21 protein-coding genes and 1 pseudogene are annotated in these 15,589 nt (G+C 56.8%); 20 read left to right on the top strand and 2 right to left on the bottom strand.

The window, feature by feature from the left end; all coding sequences use genetic code 11:
- Positions 1 to 10: 10 nt before the first annotated feature.
- The 6 genes from ACJO2E_RS18615 (at position 11) to bluB (ending at position 5,912) form a co-directional block, all read left to right on the top strand.
- Entirely contained in the window at positions 11 to 952 is a 942-nt protein-coding gene (locus ACJO2E_RS18615) for a FecCD family ABC transporter permease (protein ID WP_406966179.1), read from the top strand.
- Entirely contained in the window at positions 952 to 1,722 is a 771-nt protein-coding gene (locus ACJO2E_RS18620; RefSeq protein ID WP_406965852.1) for an ABC transporter ATP-binding protein, read from the top strand. Before ACJO2E_RS18615 ends, ACJO2E_RS18620 begins: the two co-directional genes overlap by 1 nt.
- A gap of 102 nt (positions 1,723 to 1,824) precedes the next feature.
- Positions 1,825 to 3,120 (top strand): cobyrinic acid a,c-diamide synthase CobB, encoded by a 1,296-nt coding sequence (locus ACJO2E_RS18625; protein ID WP_406966180.1) that lies wholly within the window; start codon positions 1,825 to 1,827, stop codon positions 3,118 to 3,120.
- The gene (cobO, locus tag ACJO2E_RS18630; protein WP_406965854.1) at positions 3,113 to 3,724 is read left to right on the top strand and encodes a cob(I)yrinic acid a,c-diamide adenosyltransferase; all 612 of its coding nucleotides are present in this window, start codon (positions 3,113 to 3,115) and stop codon (positions 3,722 to 3,724) included. The genes ACJO2E_RS18625 and cobO overlap by 8 nt, the downstream gene beginning before the upstream one ends.
- Positions 3,721 to 5,193, top strand: a complete 1,473-nt coding sequence (locus tag ACJO2E_RS18635) for a cobyric acid synthase (RefSeq protein WP_406965856.1) — start codon at positions 3,721 to 3,723, stop codon at positions 5,191 to 5,193. The genes cobO and ACJO2E_RS18635 overlap by 4 nt, the downstream gene beginning before the upstream one ends.
- A 2-nt stretch (positions 5,194 to 5,195) precedes the next feature.
- Positions 5,196 to 5,912, top strand: a complete 717-nt coding sequence (bluB, locus tag ACJO2E_RS18640) for a 5,6-dimethylbenzimidazole synthase (RefSeq protein ID WP_406965857.1) — start codon at positions 5,196 to 5,198, stop codon at positions 5,910 to 5,912.
- Here bluB and ACJO2E_RS18645 read toward each other — a convergent pair.
- The gene (locus ACJO2E_RS18645; protein ID WP_406965858.1) at positions 5,909 to 6,880 is read right to left on the bottom strand and encodes an integron integrase; all 972 of its coding nucleotides are present in this window, start codon (positions 6,878 to 6,880) and stop codon (positions 5,909 to 5,911) included. The two genes, bluB and ACJO2E_RS18645, sit on opposite strands and share 4 nt — an antisense overlap.
- 215 nt (positions 6,881 to 7,095) lie before the next feature.
- Here ACJO2E_RS18645 and ACJO2E_RS18650 point away from each other — a divergent pair, with 215 nt between their 5' ends.
- The 8 genes from ACJO2E_RS18650 (at position 7,096) to ACJO2E_RS18685 (ending at position 11,756) form a co-directional block, all read left to right on the top strand.
- On the top strand, positions 7,096 to 7,509 hold the full coding sequence (locus tag ACJO2E_RS18650; protein WP_406965860.1) for a hypothetical protein: 414 nt from the start codon (positions 7,096 to 7,098) through the stop codon (positions 7,507 to 7,509).
- Between the two features lie 589 nt (positions 7,510 to 8,098).
- Positions 8,099 to 8,380 carry a GNAT family N-acetyltransferase gene (locus ACJO2E_RS18655; RefSeq protein ID WP_406966182.1) on the top strand — a complete coding sequence of 94 codons (282 nt, stop codon included), beginning with the start codon at positions 8,099 to 8,101 and terminating at the stop codon, positions 8,378 to 8,380.
- 103 nt (positions 8,381 to 8,483) lie between these two features.
- Entirely contained in the window at positions 8,484 to 8,780 is a 297-nt protein-coding gene (locus ACJO2E_RS18660; protein WP_406965861.1) for a hypothetical protein, read from the top strand.
- A gap of 139 nt (positions 8,781 to 8,919) precedes the next feature.
- Positions 8,920 to 9,231: a nuclear transport factor 2 family protein gene (locus ACJO2E_RS18665; protein ID WP_406966184.1), complete on the top strand. Its 312-nt coding sequence runs from the start codon at positions 8,920 to 8,922 to the stop codon at positions 9,229 to 9,231.
- Between the two features lie 481 nt (positions 9,232 to 9,712).
- Entirely contained in the window at positions 9,713 to 10,246 is a 534-nt protein-coding gene (locus ACJO2E_RS18670) for a DUF2441 domain-containing protein (RefSeq protein WP_406965863.1), read from the top strand.
- Between the two features lie 82 nt (positions 10,247 to 10,328).
- The gene (locus tag ACJO2E_RS18675; RefSeq protein ID WP_406965864.1) at positions 10,329 to 10,598 is read left to right on the top strand and encodes a hypothetical protein; all 270 of its coding nucleotides are present in this window, start codon (positions 10,329 to 10,331) and stop codon (positions 10,596 to 10,598) included.
- A 130-nt stretch (positions 10,599 to 10,728) separates the two neighbouring features.
- Positions 10,729 to 11,079 (top strand): hypothetical protein, encoded by a 351-nt coding sequence (locus ACJO2E_RS18680; protein WP_406965865.1) that lies wholly within the window; start codon positions 10,729 to 10,731, stop codon positions 11,077 to 11,079.
- 95 nt (positions 11,080 to 11,174) lie between these two features.
- Entirely contained in the window at positions 11,175 to 11,756 is a 582-nt protein-coding gene (locus tag ACJO2E_RS18685; protein WP_406965866.1) for a tetratricopeptide repeat protein, read from the top strand.
- 62 nt (positions 11,757 to 11,818) lie between these two features.
- On the opposite strand, the gene ACJO2E_RS18690 is transcribed toward ACJO2E_RS18685, so the two are convergent.
- Positions 11,819 to 13,027: an MFS transporter gene (locus tag ACJO2E_RS18690; RefSeq protein WP_406965868.1), complete on the bottom strand. Its 1,209-nt coding sequence runs from the start codon at positions 13,025 to 13,027 to the stop codon at positions 11,819 to 11,821.
- Positions 13,028 to 13,169: 142 nt separating this feature from the next.
- Between ACJO2E_RS18690 and ACJO2E_RS18695 the strand changes: the two genes are divergently transcribed.
- The 6 genes and pseudogenes from ACJO2E_RS18695 (at position 13,170) to ACJO2E_RS18720 (ending at position 15,550) form a co-directional block, all read left to right on the top strand.
- Positions 13,170 to 13,754, top strand: a complete 585-nt coding sequence (locus ACJO2E_RS18695) for a TetR/AcrR family transcriptional regulator (RefSeq protein WP_406966186.1) — start codon at positions 13,170 to 13,172, stop codon at positions 13,752 to 13,754.
- Positions 13,755 to 13,769: 15 nt separating this feature from the next.
- The gene (locus ACJO2E_RS18700) at positions 13,770 to 13,883 is read left to right on the top strand and encodes a type II toxin-antitoxin system RelE/ParE family toxin (RefSeq protein WP_406965869.1); all 114 of its coding nucleotides are present in this window, start codon (positions 13,770 to 13,772) and stop codon (positions 13,881 to 13,883) included.
- Positions 13,883 to 14,067: pseudogene (locus ACJO2E_RS18705) on the top strand (HigA family addiction module antitoxin); the annotation flags it as partial. The gene ACJO2E_RS18700 and the pseudogene ACJO2E_RS18705, both read left to right, overlap by 1 nt.
- Before the next feature lie 84 nt (positions 14,068 to 14,151).
- Entirely contained in the window at positions 14,152 to 14,565 is a 414-nt protein-coding gene (gene rnk / locus ACJO2E_RS18710) for a nucleoside diphosphate kinase regulator (protein ID WP_406966188.1), read from the top strand.
- Positions 14,507 to 14,824: a dihydrofolate reductase family protein gene (locus ACJO2E_RS18715; RefSeq protein WP_406965871.1), complete on the top strand. Its 318-nt coding sequence runs from the start codon at positions 14,507 to 14,509 to the stop codon at positions 14,822 to 14,824. Before rnk ends, ACJO2E_RS18715 begins: the two co-directional genes overlap by 59 nt.
- A gap of 42 nt (positions 14,825 to 14,866) precedes the next feature.
- The gene (locus tag ACJO2E_RS18720) at positions 14,867 to 15,550 is read left to right on the top strand and encodes a DUF899 domain-containing protein (RefSeq protein ID WP_406965872.1); all 684 of its coding nucleotides are present in this window, start codon (positions 14,867 to 14,869) and stop codon (positions 15,548 to 15,550) included.
- Positions 15,551 to 15,589: the final 39 nt, after the last annotated feature.

The raw sequence follows: 15,589 nt of genomic DNA on the forward strand, positions 1-15,589 counted from the left end.
GCCGTTACTGATGCTGGCCTGTGCCGGGCTGTTGGCCATGGTGCTGTCCGTCGGCACGGGCAGTGTCAGCCTGTCGCCGGGTGAGGTGATGTCGGCGGTGATGGGTGATGGCGAGCCCCTGCACCATACCCTGGTGCTGGAACTGCGACTGCCCCGCACCCTGGCCGCCTTTGCCACCGGCGGTTTGCTGGCGGTGGCGGGGGCGCTTATGCAGGTGCTGTTGCGTAACCCGCTGGCCGATCCCTATGTGCTGGGCCTGTCCGGAGGAGCCTCGGTGGGCGCATTACTGGCCATGCTGGCGGGGCTCGCCAGTGTGATCATCACAGCGTCGGCCTTCGGCGGTGCGCTACTGGCCACCTTGCTGGTCTTCGGTCTGGCCCATGGCACCGGAAGCTGGACGCCGTCACGGCTACTGCTCACCGGCGTGGTGGTGGCCGCCGGCTGGGGAGCGGTGATCACCCTGATGCTGGCCATCGCCCCCGCCCAGCGGCTGCCGGGCATGCTCTACTGGCTGATGGGGGACGTCTCCTACGCCCGCAGCCCCTGGCCGGCGCTGGTCCTTTTACTGTTGACCTGCCTGCTGGTACTGCCGGTCGGGCGTAGCCTGAATGTGCTGGCCCGTGGCCCTTTGCAGGCGGCGGCCCTGGGGGTGAATGTACGCCCGCTGGAGTGGATGATCTATCTCAGCGCCAGCCTGCTGACGGCGACGGCGGTGACCACGGCGGGCAGCATCGGCTTCGTCGGGCTGGTGGTGCCCCATATGCTGCGTTTGCTGCTGGGCAACGATCAGCGCCTGATCCTGCCCGCCTGTGCCCTGGCCGGCGGTACCCTGCTGGTGCTGGCGGATACCCTGGCGCGGGTGGTGATTGCCCCGGAGCAGCTGCCGGTGGGTGTCATCACGGCATTGTTGGGCGTGCCCACCTTCCTGTATCTGTTGTACCGGAGCCGCTGATGAATCCGCTGCAGACGCGACAACTGGTCATTGACATTCCCGACCGGGCATCGGGCCAGCCGCTGGACTTTGCCCTGGAAAGCGGACAGGTGTGGGGCGTACTCGGCCCCAATGGCGCGGGTAAGACCACGCTGCTTCATACCCTGGCCGGACTTCGTCCGCCACGTAGTGGTGAGGTATGGCTGGGTGAGCGTTCACTGACCCGGATTCGCCGCCGGGATGTCTCTCAGCAACTGGGGCTGGTGTTCCAGGAACGGCAGGATGGCTTCCCCGCCACGGTGCTGGAAACCGCGTTGATTGGCCGCCATCCGTGGCTGTCCCCCTGGCAGATGGAGGGAGGCGAGGACCTGGCCCTGGCGCAGCAGGCCCTGGAAGCGCTCGACGTGGCTCACCTGTCAGACCGGCTGGTGAATACCCTGTCCGGTGGCGAGCGCCAGCGGGTGTCCATTGCTACCATGCTGACCCAGAACCCGGATATCTGGCTGCTGGACGAGCCCACCAACCATCTGGACCTGCACCACCAGGTGGCGGTGCTGCGGCTGCTGGAAGAGCAGGCAAAATCCGGCAAGGCAGTCTTCATGTGCCTGCATGACCTGAACCTGGCGGCCCGCTGGTGTGATCACCTGTTGTTGCTGTTCCCCAATGGCGATGCCTGTTGGGGGGCGGCGGATCTGATGCTGGTGCCGCCGGTGCTGGAGCGTCTGTACAACCAGAAACTGATAACGGTGGAGGCGGATGGGGCGCCGGTGTTTGTGCCGACGCGGTCATAGCCCATTTGTATGATCACGGTGAGTGGGGACCCTCTTGCCGTAGACTCCCAAGCTGAACAAAAAGGGAAGATACACTTGCTAAAGACAACCACCCCTGCCGCAATGATCACCGCCCCAGGCTCCGGCCAGGGCAAATCCATGGTCACCGCCGCCCTGGCGCGCCTGCACCGCAATGCCGGTCGCAAGGTGCGCGTGTTCAAGCACGGCCCGGACTACCTGGACCCCATGGTGCTGGAAGTGGCCTCCGGGCAACCGGTCTATCAGCTCCATCCCTGGATGACCGGTGAGGACGAGTGCCGCTGGCGTCTTGCGGAGGCTGCGCAGGAGGCGGACCTGATCCTGGTGGAAGGCTCCATGGGGCTGTTCGATGGCGACCCGTCCAGTGCCGATCTCGCCAAGCTGATGGGCATTCCCGCACTGCCCGTGATCGACGCCCGGGGCATGGCCCAGACCTTCGGGGCCGTGGCGCTGGGGCTGGCGAGCTTCGACCCGGAGTTACCGGTGCATCAGGTGATCGCCAATCGTATTGGCAGCCCCCGTCATGGGGATATGCTGCGCGAGAGCCTGCCGAAGAACATCGAACTGCTGGGCGCCATTCCCCGTAACGACGCCATGAACATTCCCGACCGTCACCTGGGGCTGGTGCAGGCGGCCGAGGTAGCGGACCTTGATGCCCGTCTGGATGCCGCTGCCGACGTCCTGCAAGAAGCGGGGCTGGATCAGTTGCCGCGACCAGTCCAGCTCAGTGCGGAGCCACCGCATCCCCCGAAACGCCTCCTTGAGGGAACCTGCATCGCCATTGCCCGGGATGCCGCCTTTGCCTTTATCTACCGCGCCAACCTGGACCTGTTGGAGGCCATGGGCGCTGACCTGGTGTTTTTCTCGCCGCTGGCGGACAGCCGCCTGCCCCAGGCGGATGCGCTCTGGCTGCCCGGGGGCTATCCTGAACTGCATGGGGCCACCCTGGCCGACAACACCGGCCTGTTGGCGGATATCCGGGCCTATCATGCCGCAGGTAAACCGATCCTGGCGGAGTGCGGCGGGCTGATGGCCTGCTGTGAACACCTGGTGGACCGGGACGGCAACCGCCATCCGATGCTGGGACTGATGCCCGGGCGGGCGGAGATGGCCGACCGCCTGCAGGCGCTGGGGTTGCAGGGCCTGGCCACCGTTGATGGTGAGTTGCGGGGCCATACCTATCACCATTCCCGGCTGACGACCGACTGGCAACCCCTGGCCCGCACCCGCAAGGTGGCCGGCACCGAGGCGGAACCGGTGTTCAGCCACCATGGCCTGGTGGCCAGTTATTTCCACGGGTATTTCCCGTCAGCCCCGGCCGTGGTGGCACGGATCTTCCGGGGCGAACCGATTCAACCGAAGGAGACCAACCATGGCTGAACGTGCCAAAGACCCGGAGCGCCATGCTCGCCGTATGGCGGCCAAGCAGAAGATCATGAACGAACGCATTGCCCGGGCCCAGAAGGAGCAGGGCGTGCTGCTGGTGCTGACCGGCGCCGGCAAGGGCAAGAGCAGCTCCGGGTTCGGCATGGTGGCCCGGGCCCTGGGCCATGGCATGAAGGTGGGGGTTGTGCAGTTTATAAAGGGGGCCTTCAGCACCGGCGAGGATGCCTTCTTCCGCAAGCTGCCCAATGTGGATTACCACGTGATGGGCGAAGGCTATACCTGGGACACCCAGAACCGGGAGCGGGACATCGCCGCCGCGTCTGCTGCCTGGGACATCGCCGCCCGCATGCTGAAGGACGACAGCTACGACCTGGTACTGCTGGACGAGCTGAACATCGCCCTGAAGTACGGTTACATCGACCTGGACCGGGTACTGGATGACCTCCAGGCCCGACCGGAGATGCAACATGCCATCGTCACCGGTCGCCATGCGCCACAGGAGTTGATCGAACTGGCGGATACGGTCACCGAGATGAAGGTGGTCAAGCACGCCTTCAAGGATCTTGGGGTCAAGGCACAGAAGGGCGTGGAACTTTGACCACCCTGATGATCCAGGGTACTACCTCGGATGCGGGTAAAACGACCGTCGTTGCGGCCCTGTGCCGGTGGCTTTCGCGGCAGGGGGTGTCGGTGGCACCGTTCAAGCCCCAGAACATGGCCCTGAACAGTGCAGTGACCGTGGATGGCGGTGAGATCGGGCGTTCTACGGCCTTGCAGGCCCTGGCCTGCGGGCTGGCACCCCACAGTGACATGAACCCGGTGTTGCTGAAACCCCAGAGTGACCAGGGGGCGCAGGTGATCCTGCGGGGGCAGGTCCACGGCAATATGGACGCGCTGGACTACCACGCCTACAAGGCGGAGGCGAAGCAGTCGGTGATGGCCGCCTGGCAGGCGCTCTCCAGTCGTTACGATGTCATTATTGCCGAAGGCGCCGGCAGCCCGGCTGAGATCAACCTGAGGGCTAATGATATCGCCAACATGGGATTCGCCGAAGCCGCGGACTGCCCGGTGCTGCTGGTGGGGGATATCGACCGGGGCGGGGTGTTCGCCCAACTGGTGGGTACACTTGAACTGATCTCCCCCAGTGAACGGGCACGCACCCGTGGCTTTATCATCAACCGGTTTCGCGGTGACAAGGCCCTGCTGGACCCCGGGCTGGACTGGCTGAACGAACGTACCGGCAAGCCGGTAGTGGGGGTGTTGCCCTATCTGCACGGACTGGTGGTGGATGCCGAAGACAGTGTCGGCACCAGCGGTGACAGCGAAGAAGGCGCCCTGAAAGTGGTGGTGCCGTTACTGCCGCGCATCAGCAACCACAACGACTTCGACCCCCTGCGACTGCACCCGAAAGTGGACCTGCAGTTCATCGCGCCGGATCAGGCGATACCGCCAGCGGACCTGATTATCCTGCCCGGCAGCAAGAGCACCCGGTCGGATCTGGCGTGGCTGAAGTCCCAGGGCTGGCCCACGGTTATCCAGCGTCACCTGCGATACGGTGGCAAGGTATTCGGCATTTGCGGCGGTTTCCAGATGCTGGGAGACGGGGTTGAAGACCCGGATGGCCTGGAAGGCGATACCGGCACCACGGCGGGTCTTGGATTACTGGATATGACCACCCGTATGGTGGCCGGCAAACAGCTCAGACAGGTGAGCGGCCAGCTCACAGAGCAGGCCGTGGGCGTGGCCCAACCGGTGACGTTCACCGGCTACGAAATGCATAACGGCGTGACCCGTGGTGGCGCACTGGCGTCACCCACGGCCACCCTGGACGGTCGCCCCGACGGCGCCGTCAGCGGCGACAACCAGGTGATGGGCACCTACGTGCACGGCATCTTCGATGAACCGGCCGCCTGCGATGCCATCCTCCGCTGGGCCGGTCTGGCGACTGGCGGCCAGTCGGTGGACTACCAGCAACACCGCCTGCAACAACTCGACCGCCTGGCCGATCAGGTGGAAGAACACCTGGACACCGCCTGGCTGAAAACACTGCTGGGCCTGCAAGGATAACCATGACTAACCCCAATCGCCCCTTCTCCGACGAAGAACGCCAGGGCCTGTACCGGGCCATCCACGAGCGCCGGGACGTACGGTCCCAGTTCCTGCCGGACCCGATTCCCAACGACATCCTGGCAAGACTGCTCAACGCCGCCCACCATGCCCCGTCGGTGGGCTTCATGCAGCCCTGGGATTTTATCCTGATCGACAGCGTGCCGGTGCGGGAGCAGGTGGTGGCCATCTTTGAGCAGGAGAACGAGAAGGCCGCCAATAACTACACCGGTGACCGACAGCAGACCTACCGCAGCCTGAAACTGCAGGGCATCCTCGAAAGCCCCATCAACCTGTGCATCACCTGCGACCGAAGCCGGGGCGGCGAACACGTGCTGGGTCGTAACTCCATTGTGGAAACCGACCTGTTCAGCACCTGCCTGGCGGTACAGAACCTGTGGCTGGCCGCCCGGGCCGAAGGCATCGGCGTCGGCTGGGTCAGCATCCTGGAACCGCAGCAACTGGCGAAAACCCTGAACCTGCCGGAACACGTCTACCCCCTGGCTTACCTCTGCCTGGGTTACGTCAGCGAATTCCTGGACCAGCCGGAACTGCAGAAAAAGGGCTGGCGTTCACGGTTGCCCCTGGAGGAACTGGTGCATGGGAATGGGTGGGGAACGCCTTCCGACAATCAGGAACTGCTGTCGAAATTGGCTGACCGTCCAGAGCAGACCTGCTAACCCAGCGGGCTGCGAACACCCGCAAACCCCTGGCCCAATACGTGGGTGTAGATCTGGGTTGTTCTGAGGTCAGTATGGCCAAGAAGGTCCTGCACCGTGCGAATATCGTTGCCACGCTTCAACAACTCCGTAGCAAAGGTGTGACGAAACGTGTGGCTGCTGGCCGGTTTGCCAATGTCAGCATTTTCTATACTCTGTTTGATCGCTTTTTGGACCGAACTGACATGTATGTGATGGCGCACGGTGTTACCCAGGTCATCAACGCTGAGGGAATGGGAGGGGAACAGCCATTGCCACGCCAGGGTTGAACCGGCATTGGGGTATTTTCGGGACAGCGCAAACGGCAAGCTGACCGGCTTTTGCATGGATGGTTCGTTTTCTTTCCATGTCCGACGAACGTGGTCCATATGACATCTGAGGTCAGCAGCAAGGGTGACCGGTAGTAGCGTCGTGCGATCCTTCGCGCCCTTGCCATCGCGCACAGTAATCACCTGCTGTCCGAAATCCAGGTCTTTCATCCTGAGGCGGCACGCTTCGGTTACCCGCAACCCAGAGCCGTACATCAATGACGCCAGTAGGCGATAGGGCGCATCCAGCCGATCAATAACGCGCATAGCCTCGTCATGGGAAAACACCACAGGAAGTTGCCGTGGTTTCTTCGAGCGCACGATCTGCCCAATATCACCCAGCGGCGTACCCAGTACTTTTGAATAAAGAAATACCAGCGAATTCAGTGCCTGAGCCTGCGTGGCGGAAGCAACATGTCGTTCAACTGCGAGCCAGGTCAAAAATTTGTTCACTTCCTGTGGCCCCATGTCACGTGGATGGGTCATTCCGTGAAAGCGGATGAAATAGCGAATCCAGTACCAGTAGGATTTTTCCGTGCGGATGCTGTACCGGTTCACCCGGATGACGGCTCGAAACTGTTCTCTCAGCCGTGGTTTCGGTACCTGGTGGTTGCCATCCATGTTGGCTCCTTTCTATTGAGGCTGTATGTATATACAGTAGTATTGAGCGAGCAAAACATGGAAGTCAAGCGATTACGTAGTTCAGCAGGCGAAATTAAGCTAAGCTGTTGGGAAATTTGAATTTTGAGACTGCGACTGATCCTGCGAAAAGCGGAGTTATCTAGAATCGGCTTTTTCGTAATGATGCGGAACGCGGTCTAATACCTGTTATGCCTATGAATAAAAGACGAATGTTGTTGGCTTTGGTGATCGCGCCGCTCATTCCTGTAGTGGCGGTGATTCTCTTGCCTGCGTTGTTGGGGCAGCAGATCTTTGGCAACTGGCTGCCCTTTGCAATACTTTTTGGGCTAGTCACTAGCTATCTAGGTGCGATCGCCTTTGGCGTACCCCTGATTTCACTACTTCGGAAATTCGGGCGGCTTAATATAATTTCGGTATCACTGGTAGGCGCGGCTTCTGGTTCTGTTGTCTTGTGTCTATCCATGAATCTTTTTGGTTTTATGCTAGGTTCTCAGCCGAGCGTCAATTTAGCGACTCTTGTTTGGGGTGCCGGTTTAGGCCTTACGGTGGCGATCCCTTTTTGCTTGATCGCTGGCATAACCAGTCATTCCAGTTCGTTACGGCCCTGAAGGGCCTCCACCGGACGGCCTTTTCTCCGCTTCGCTGCGCAAAGGCCGCCGCTGAATATTGGCGTTATGGCTAAACCAGGTACACAATGAAATATGTAGTCGGTGGCGTAACTTTGGCTATTTGCATGCTCATTGTCGTTCTTTTTCAAAGTTGGGGCGAGTGCTCATTCAGCGAAGAGTATGCTACTCAGAGGGTAGTTAGGACTTTGTCTGAGAATCAAGATCCCAAGTACTTGGGCGCTCCGACTTTCGAGAAAGAACAATGCTCATACAGTTACCTATATAAAAGTCCGAGCTCAAAGATATCGTATATATTTACAGGCTGGGGTGAGGTTCATAAATGGGATTATGCGCGTGATGAATGACCCAAGCCATAACCAGCCAAGGCAGTGGGACATATTTTGCTTCGCTGCGCTCAAAACGCAAAATATGCCCCTGCTTGGGGGCGTTATATTTTAGGGACGCTATGTACTACGAAAATGAAAACTACCGAATAAGTGATGACCGGGAAGAGATTCAACTTGATGCAGTGGTGTCACTGTTAAGATCATCTTATTGGGCCAGCGAAAGAAGCCTAGAAGCCATTAAAATGTCCATAGAGAATAGCATTTGCTTTTCACTCAGTTATAGTGGCACTCAAGTAGGGTTTGCACGAGTAGTAACCGATTTTGCTTCGGTTGCCTATATCGCTGATTTAATAATCCACCCAGATCATCGCTCTAAGGGGATAGGAAAATGGATGTTCGGGGTTATAGTCAACGATTCGCGTTGGTGCTCTAAATTTCAGTTCCTAGCTACGGACGACGCTCATGGCTTATATGAAAAGTTCGGATTTTCAGGTAGCAATAAACTAATGAGCACAAAAATATAACAATCGGCTGTTGTCGCCCCTACGGGGCTGGGACGGCCTTTCCGCCGCTTCGCGGCTACAAGTCCGCCCCAAAGCCGGGCGTTATGTGTAAGGAAAGCCGAACATGGAAGAGATAGGCGCAGGCATATTTGGCTGGCTACTGAAATTACTCGGTTTAGCTGCAAGATCAATGGTTTGGCTCGTCGTTGCGGCTTGGGAATACCTTATAGTGAATTTGGCCTGGTATTTCGGTTGGCCTATTTGTCGGGTACTGAGCATTGGGCAATTTCCGAAAACAGAGATCGGCAATGGTGATAATGCCTCACTGACGGAAGCAATTTTGGTTTGCCTGGTTGGTTTAGCAATACCGTTCACCATAGCGGTGCTCCTCGCTCCGTGGGAGAACTTTGGTGCGTCGTGAATGCATGCCACATAACCAGTCGCTTAAGTATGTTCCCGGCCTAGCGACCGTCCACCGGACGCCACTGACGTGGCGCCGCTTAGCTCTGCGTTAAACGGTCATTGAAATGGACGTAGCTCAAACCTTAATTGATCTTGAAATGGAGCTGGTAAGCTCTTCGGCGAGAGCGAGCGTTGATCGCATAAATGAGCTCCTTTCCGAAGGTTTCGAAGAGTTTGGTAGCTCGGGAAAAGTTATTACCAAGGCCGATGTTCTGAAGGCTGATGGCCCAGTTCCTGCGTATGAGCTTAGCGATTTTTCGGTCCACATGCTTGGGGAGAGGGCGGCGCTAGTGAAATACCGTGCCAGTATTCCAGATCATAACTCGCACAGGAGTTCGGTTTGGGTGAAATGCGAGAATAGGTGGAAAATGCTTCACCATCAATCTACGGTGGTGCCAAGTGACGTTTAACCAAGCGCAGCACTACGCAGCCTTCGGCTGCCGGATGCTCGCAAGCTCGCACCGGTGTGCGCGGCGTTATGGTGCCGGGTCGTAAAATTATTGGTCTGTGCCAGTGTGTAATTTTGGGCACTGTTTTGGCACGCAGTATTTGGCTTTTTGCCATGATAAAATTCAACAGATTCGTTCCTAGTGCTTTCGTTTAAGTCCAAAGGAATCGCGGTAACTCCGCTGCAGTAACGTTGAGTGCCAGTAAGAGAATAATTGGTTGGGGAAAGTTCAGAGTTCTTTCCTCGTTTTTAATGGGCTGCGACACCGTAGCTGCCAGTAGGTACCTCGGAGCGCGTCAGCCATAACCAAGCGCTGCAGCCGACATCTTACTTTGGGCACTTTGTTGCGCGGTCGCTGCGCTCCCATTTTTGCGCAACAAAGCACCCAAAGTAAGCTGCGGCTGAGCGCGGCGTTACATGCCTAAAGCAGACCAGGAGTAAAGTTGGAAAAATTTTATACTGTTGATAGGACTGGAAGCCTTAAAGAGGGTTTAGAAATTTCGCTAAACTCTCCTGAGATTAATTCACCAGAGCTTCAAGAGCATATGCTTTCTATGTTCCCGGAAGGGTTATCTCATCACGGCGTGAGCTATTTTGTAAGTTCAGAAAGCCGCGCGGATTCACCGAGTCAGTCAATAGAGCTTCTATTTGAATATGTCAGGCAAGCGCACTATCCAGAGCTAATGTCGAGGTTTCAGAGCTTTTTTGCGTGCCAAAGTATAGAAGAGGCTCGCTTGTTCAGGCAGAACTACGGTACAGGAGATGAAAAAATCTATGAGGTTCTTGCGAGAGGCCGTTACTTTAAAGCAAATATGAGGCTTCTGGATAACAATCAAACTTCTTTGTGCTGTTCTTTTCTCGCGCACAAGTACTGGCGATCTGAAACTGTGTCTTTACCGAATGAGCTTTGGGAAATCCTTTTGGAGCTGCCGGTAACCATAGGCCGGGTGGTTGGGCAGCATGTAACAAGGCCATGAACTTCGCGCCTGACGGCGCCGGACAGCCTACGCTGCGCTCCGGCTGCCGGTTATGGCAACGTTATAAGCCATGGAGACTTCATTGAAAAATCTGGCTATCGGTGTGATTGTCGGTGTTTTAGTCAGCGCAGCGGTGTTCTATCCCCTTTTAAAGGGTGAACAAGAGAATAAATTTAATTTTGGTCAATCCCAAGGATTCATCAACGGTCAATGGGAAGCTATTGAGGCGTTGGAGCCATTTTTAGATCAGGTTCCTCCAGAAAAAGAGGTTAAAATTTTGTTCTCGGTTAAAACCTCGGATATTGTTGTTTATGAAGAAAATGGTGTAAAAGTCATTGGGCTTCGGGAGTAAAGGGCTTATAACAAGCAGCGGCAGAGCGACAGCCAACACTACGCGCCTTTTGTGTAACTCGCTGTCGCTCAAACATTAACACAAAAGGCGCTCCGCGTTGGCTGCGCCTGCGCTGGGCGTTAATGCTCATATGAATAGAAAGTTAGTCTTGGCTCTAGGTTTCGTATTCCTGGTTTCTGCCGGCATCAATGTCTACTGGTACATTGAGTTGCAGAGATACGAGGAAGCTTTGGTAGAGCAGATAGTAGCAACAAGCGAAATTGAAGCTATTCTCAAGGAATCCGAGGCTGACACGTCTTTTGAGGGAATAAAGCGCTTAGCTATAGCTACATTCGGAAGTGATAGTGTTAGCGAAGTTGATGTCCCTGAAATACAGATAACCTGGGGCGCCGACAGAATTGGACTAAAGGTGAACGAGACGCTTCTTTTGTTTAGGAATGGTGTCTACTATGGCAGCAAGGCGAACCTCCCGCTGCATTAACAAGGCCAAGCACAGCGACAGCTTTTCCGTTGCGGCTTCGCCTTCACTACAAAGCTGCGCGTGTTGGCGGCGTTAGTAGCACCAAGAGTTGGGCAATGGAAATAGAAGGCGAATTAAGGCAAGCAGAACTGATTTTGGGTGCACTTGGGTGGTGCTCTGATGAGCATCATTACGACATGCTGTTAGTTATGGCCAGGGAAATCCTTAAGCCCTATTGGGCAAAATCCCACCCCAGGGCGCTTTGGCTCAAATCGGGTATGCCGAATCTTGGTGAAGATACTCCGCCTCTTGGCGACGCTGAGTTTGACCAGAAATATGACGAAATTATACGTCTAGCAGCGGAAGGCGGCTGCCCTGAAGCCCAATACAGGCACGGCTGTAAACTTTACGAATTGGGTGAACAAAGCAAAGCGGCTGAGCTCTACTTGAAGGCAGCCCAAGAAGATTTTGCGCCAGCCCAATGGTGCTATGGATTGGACGTCCTGAATGGTAATGGCGTCGATCAAAACGAAGAAATTGGTCTCAGCTATATCCGTATGGCAGCTGAGCAGCGCTATGAATACGCAGTAGAGTTTATGATCGATGCCTATCAAAACGGTAGGTATGGCGGCAGCAATGATGAATCGGAACTACAGAAATGGCAGCGCATTCTGCCTTTCTGCGAGTATCGCTACTAACAATTCACAGCACCGGACGCTGGGCTTCCCCCGGTGTAGTGGGCACGCCAGCCCCACCACTATTACATGGAATAAGACATTGCGATCGAGTGTTTTCGCATACGGTGATACCCCCATAGTCCCATGAGCAACACTGTTCCCCCTGCGACCAGGGCAACACTAAAACCAGCACGCGCCCCATCCATATCCACGACCTGGCCTGAGACTGCCGCCCCCATCGCGACTCCGACATTCAACCCCGCAAGCAGCCAGGTCATACCCTCGGTCAGCTTGTTTTCCGGCACCATGCGCTCAACCAGTGACATTGCCACAATCATGGTAGGGGCAAAGAACAGACCCGCGACAAACACCGCCCCGGCCAAGCCAGCAATATTGCCCGCAAGCAACAGTGGCAGTGTCGTTGTCGCGGTTGCCAAGCCCCCGAGCAGCAGCAACTGGTGCTGCGGGGTTTTTAGTTTGAGCGCACCGAACAGCAGGCCAGCCAGGCAGGAGCCGATAGCATACGCCGACAACACGAAGCTGGCCGCTGCGGGGCTTCCCATCTGCTCGGCAAACGCAACGCTGACGATATCTACCGTCCCGACAATGACCCCCATCGCGATCATCAGCACCGTCAACAGTCGTACATCTGTCAACCGGATAACCGAGCCGGTGTTGTCCACCGCAGCGTCGTGCTGCTCTAACGGTGGCTCAGTACCACGTAACGCGACAAAGACCTGTACACCAACCGCCAGCAGCATCGCCGCCACCAGCGGGCCGGCCTGGGGAAACAGTGCCACAGATAGCCCCACCGACAGCGGTGGGCCCGCGATGAAAGTCACTTCATCGAGCACCGTTTCCAGAGAGTGGGCAGTCTGCAGGCGGGGCTTGCCCCGGTAGATGGCAGTCCAGCGGGCGCGCACCATCGCCGACATGCTCGGCATAAAGCCCGCCAGTGCCGCACCTGTAAATAGCGTCCAATCGGGCATCTGCCAATACGAGCAGGCAAGCAACAGCAAAATACCTGCCACACTGATCCCGGCAGCAGCCGGCAATACCCGGCTTTGGCCGTGCCGATCGACCAGGCGCGAGACTTGCGGCGACATCAGCGCATAGGTCAGTACGAAGGTAGCGGCCACGGCACCGGCCAGGCCGTAGCTGCCGCGTAGCTGTGACAGCATGGTAATGATGCCGATGCCAGTCATCGGCAGCGGGATACGCGCCACCAGGCCAGCCACAGAAAAGCCTTTGGTGCCATGGGCGTCGAACAGCTCGCGATATGGATTGGGCATACCAACTCTCCTTTTCTAGAGGGCTCAACTTGCTAAAGCAGAGTTGGGCGGGAATAATACATACAGCGCGTATGATTAGAGTATAATCATACGCGCTGTATGTAAATGGTCCGCCGACGTATTTATGAAGAAGGAGAAGGCGATGGTTCGACGTACCCGAGCCGAGATGGAAAAAACCCGTGCCAAGCTGCTGGCTACTGCGCGCCAGGTCTTCAGTGAGCAGGGCTACGCCGATACCTCGATGGACGACCTCACCGCACAGGCCGGCCTAACTCGCGGCGCGCTTTATCATCACTTCGGTGATAAGAAAGGATTGTTGATGGCGGTGGTCGCACAGATTGACGCTGAAATGGACGCACGGCTACAGGCCATTTCAGATGGTGCCGACGATGCTTGGGAAGGTTTCAGGAACCGCTGCCAGGCCTACCTGGAGATGGCACAGGAACCCGAGATCCAGCGCATAGTGCTGCGTGATGCCAGGGCGGTCTTAGGTAACCCTTCCCTTAACGAGCAACGGTATTGCGTAACCTCTATGCAAACATTGCTAGAGCAGCTCATGCAGCTTGGCATTGTGGAGCAATCCGATCCCGAAGCGTTGGCCCTAATGATCTACGGCAGCTTGGCTGAAGCAGCATTCTGGATTGCTGAGTGTGAACGCAGCAAAGAACGGCTGAGGCAGGCGTTAGGGGCCATGGAGCTACTGTTAAAAGGGATACGCGCCATATGATATGGACTGCTCCTATTGAAGGCTAAAGACAAAGGGTGGTGGTCGATTCGGGGTAACGGAAACTGGTGCATGACGTTCGAATTTCAGGACGGCAACGACTACATTCTTGATGATGAGGATTATCATTAATGACTATGCATAATCCGCCACATCCTGGTGAATTCATTCGGGATGTGTACCTGGAGCCTTTCGGTATCAGTTCCCGTCAGCTTGCTTCCAGTCCGGGGGCTCTCCTTCCACTTTGTCTCGGCTTCTCAAAGGGGATAGCGGTATTAGCCCGGAAATGTCTCTTCGGCTATCCAGGGTTCTCGGATGGGCCCGCGCTCCGGCACGCTGCAAAGCCAGGGCGTTGGGCAGAACCCAAATCAAACAACTCTATGTAGGGAAGATAGTGAATATGAATGCCAGACCAAATATTGTCATCTCATCGCGTGATGCAGAGAGGCTTGAGGCGTTATTGGACTCTGTGTCAGACGGCGCATTTCCTGGTAAAGCGGAATTGGAGAACGAACTCGCGCGGGCGGAAATAGTGGATCCGAAGGAGATCCCATCCACCGTTGTATCCATGAATTCAACGGTAAGGTTTCGGGTAGAGTCGTCACAGGAGGAGTTCAACCTGACGTTGGTGTATCCAAAGGATATGGACTCTAGCGGTAATACGATTTCAATTCTTGCTCCCGTGGGGAGCGCTTTACTAGGGCTTTCGCAGGGAGATCAAATCGAATGGCCAAAGCCTGGCGGAGGGCTCTTGAGTGTCCGTATCGAGGAGGTTGTGTACCAGCCAGAACGGGCAGGGGAGTACCATCGGTAATGACGGACCGGAGTCTGCCTTAACGCTGGATCGAGAATCCGCGGGCAGTCGTGATGTTCGTATTGCGGGTGGAGCCGGTGTGATCCAGCAGTACCTGAATCTCGGCTTCGTTGATGAGCTGGAAATTGCTTTGGCGCCCGTATTGTTTGGCAGTGGGCGTCGTCTCTTCGAGAACTTAACCGAGCCCCCGCCGCAGTTTCGCATTGATAAGGTTCTTGATGGTCCGGATGCCACGCATTTGCGCTATGTGCCTCAGTGAGGCGGGCCTAAATTTTATCTGCCTAGGACAGGAGACCCAGATATGCCGGCAAACAAGCAAGCCTTACCAGAGGTCGTCTCTCGTGAGGCGTGGGAAGTGGCACTCAGTCAGTTGCTCGTCAAGGAGAAGGAGCTAACCCGGGCGCGTGATGCATTGAGTGCCGAGCGCCGAAAGCTGCCCATGGTAAAAGTGGAAAAGCACTACGAGCTTCATGGCGACGAAGGTCCCATATCCTTCCTCGAGTTGTTCGGTGGGCGCCGCCAACTTATCGTCTATCACTTCATGTTTGCGCCTGACTGGAAGGCGGGTTGTGACGGATGTTCCTGGGTTGCCGATGCCATGACTCACCCGGCCCACCTGCATGCCCGGGATACCTCGTTGGTCATGGTGTCACGGGCTCCTTTGGAGAAACTCCAGCAGTACAGATCCCGTATGGGGTGGACGATTCCCTGGTACTCGTCATACGAAAGCGACTTTAACCATGATTTCGGTGTAACGACAGCCGATGGTGAAAGGCACGGAGCAAGCGTGTTTCTCCGGGACGGAAACGACATCTATCGCACCTACTTTACGGGTGCCCGTGGCATTGAGCACCTGGGCAGCCACTGGACGTACCTGGACCTGACACCGTACGGTCGCCAGGAAACGTGGGAGGATTCTCCGGAAGGTTGGCCACAGACGGAACCCTATGTGTGGAACCGCCGCCACGACGAGTATGACCTTTAGAGGTCTGTACGTGGGCTAGCAGCCCAATCGCGGCGGTGG

The sequence above is a fragment of the Marinobacter shunpengi genome (assembly GCF_045449695.1).
Classification (GTDB): domain Bacteria; phylum Pseudomonadota; class Gammaproteobacteria; order Pseudomonadales; family Oleiphilaceae; genus Marinobacter.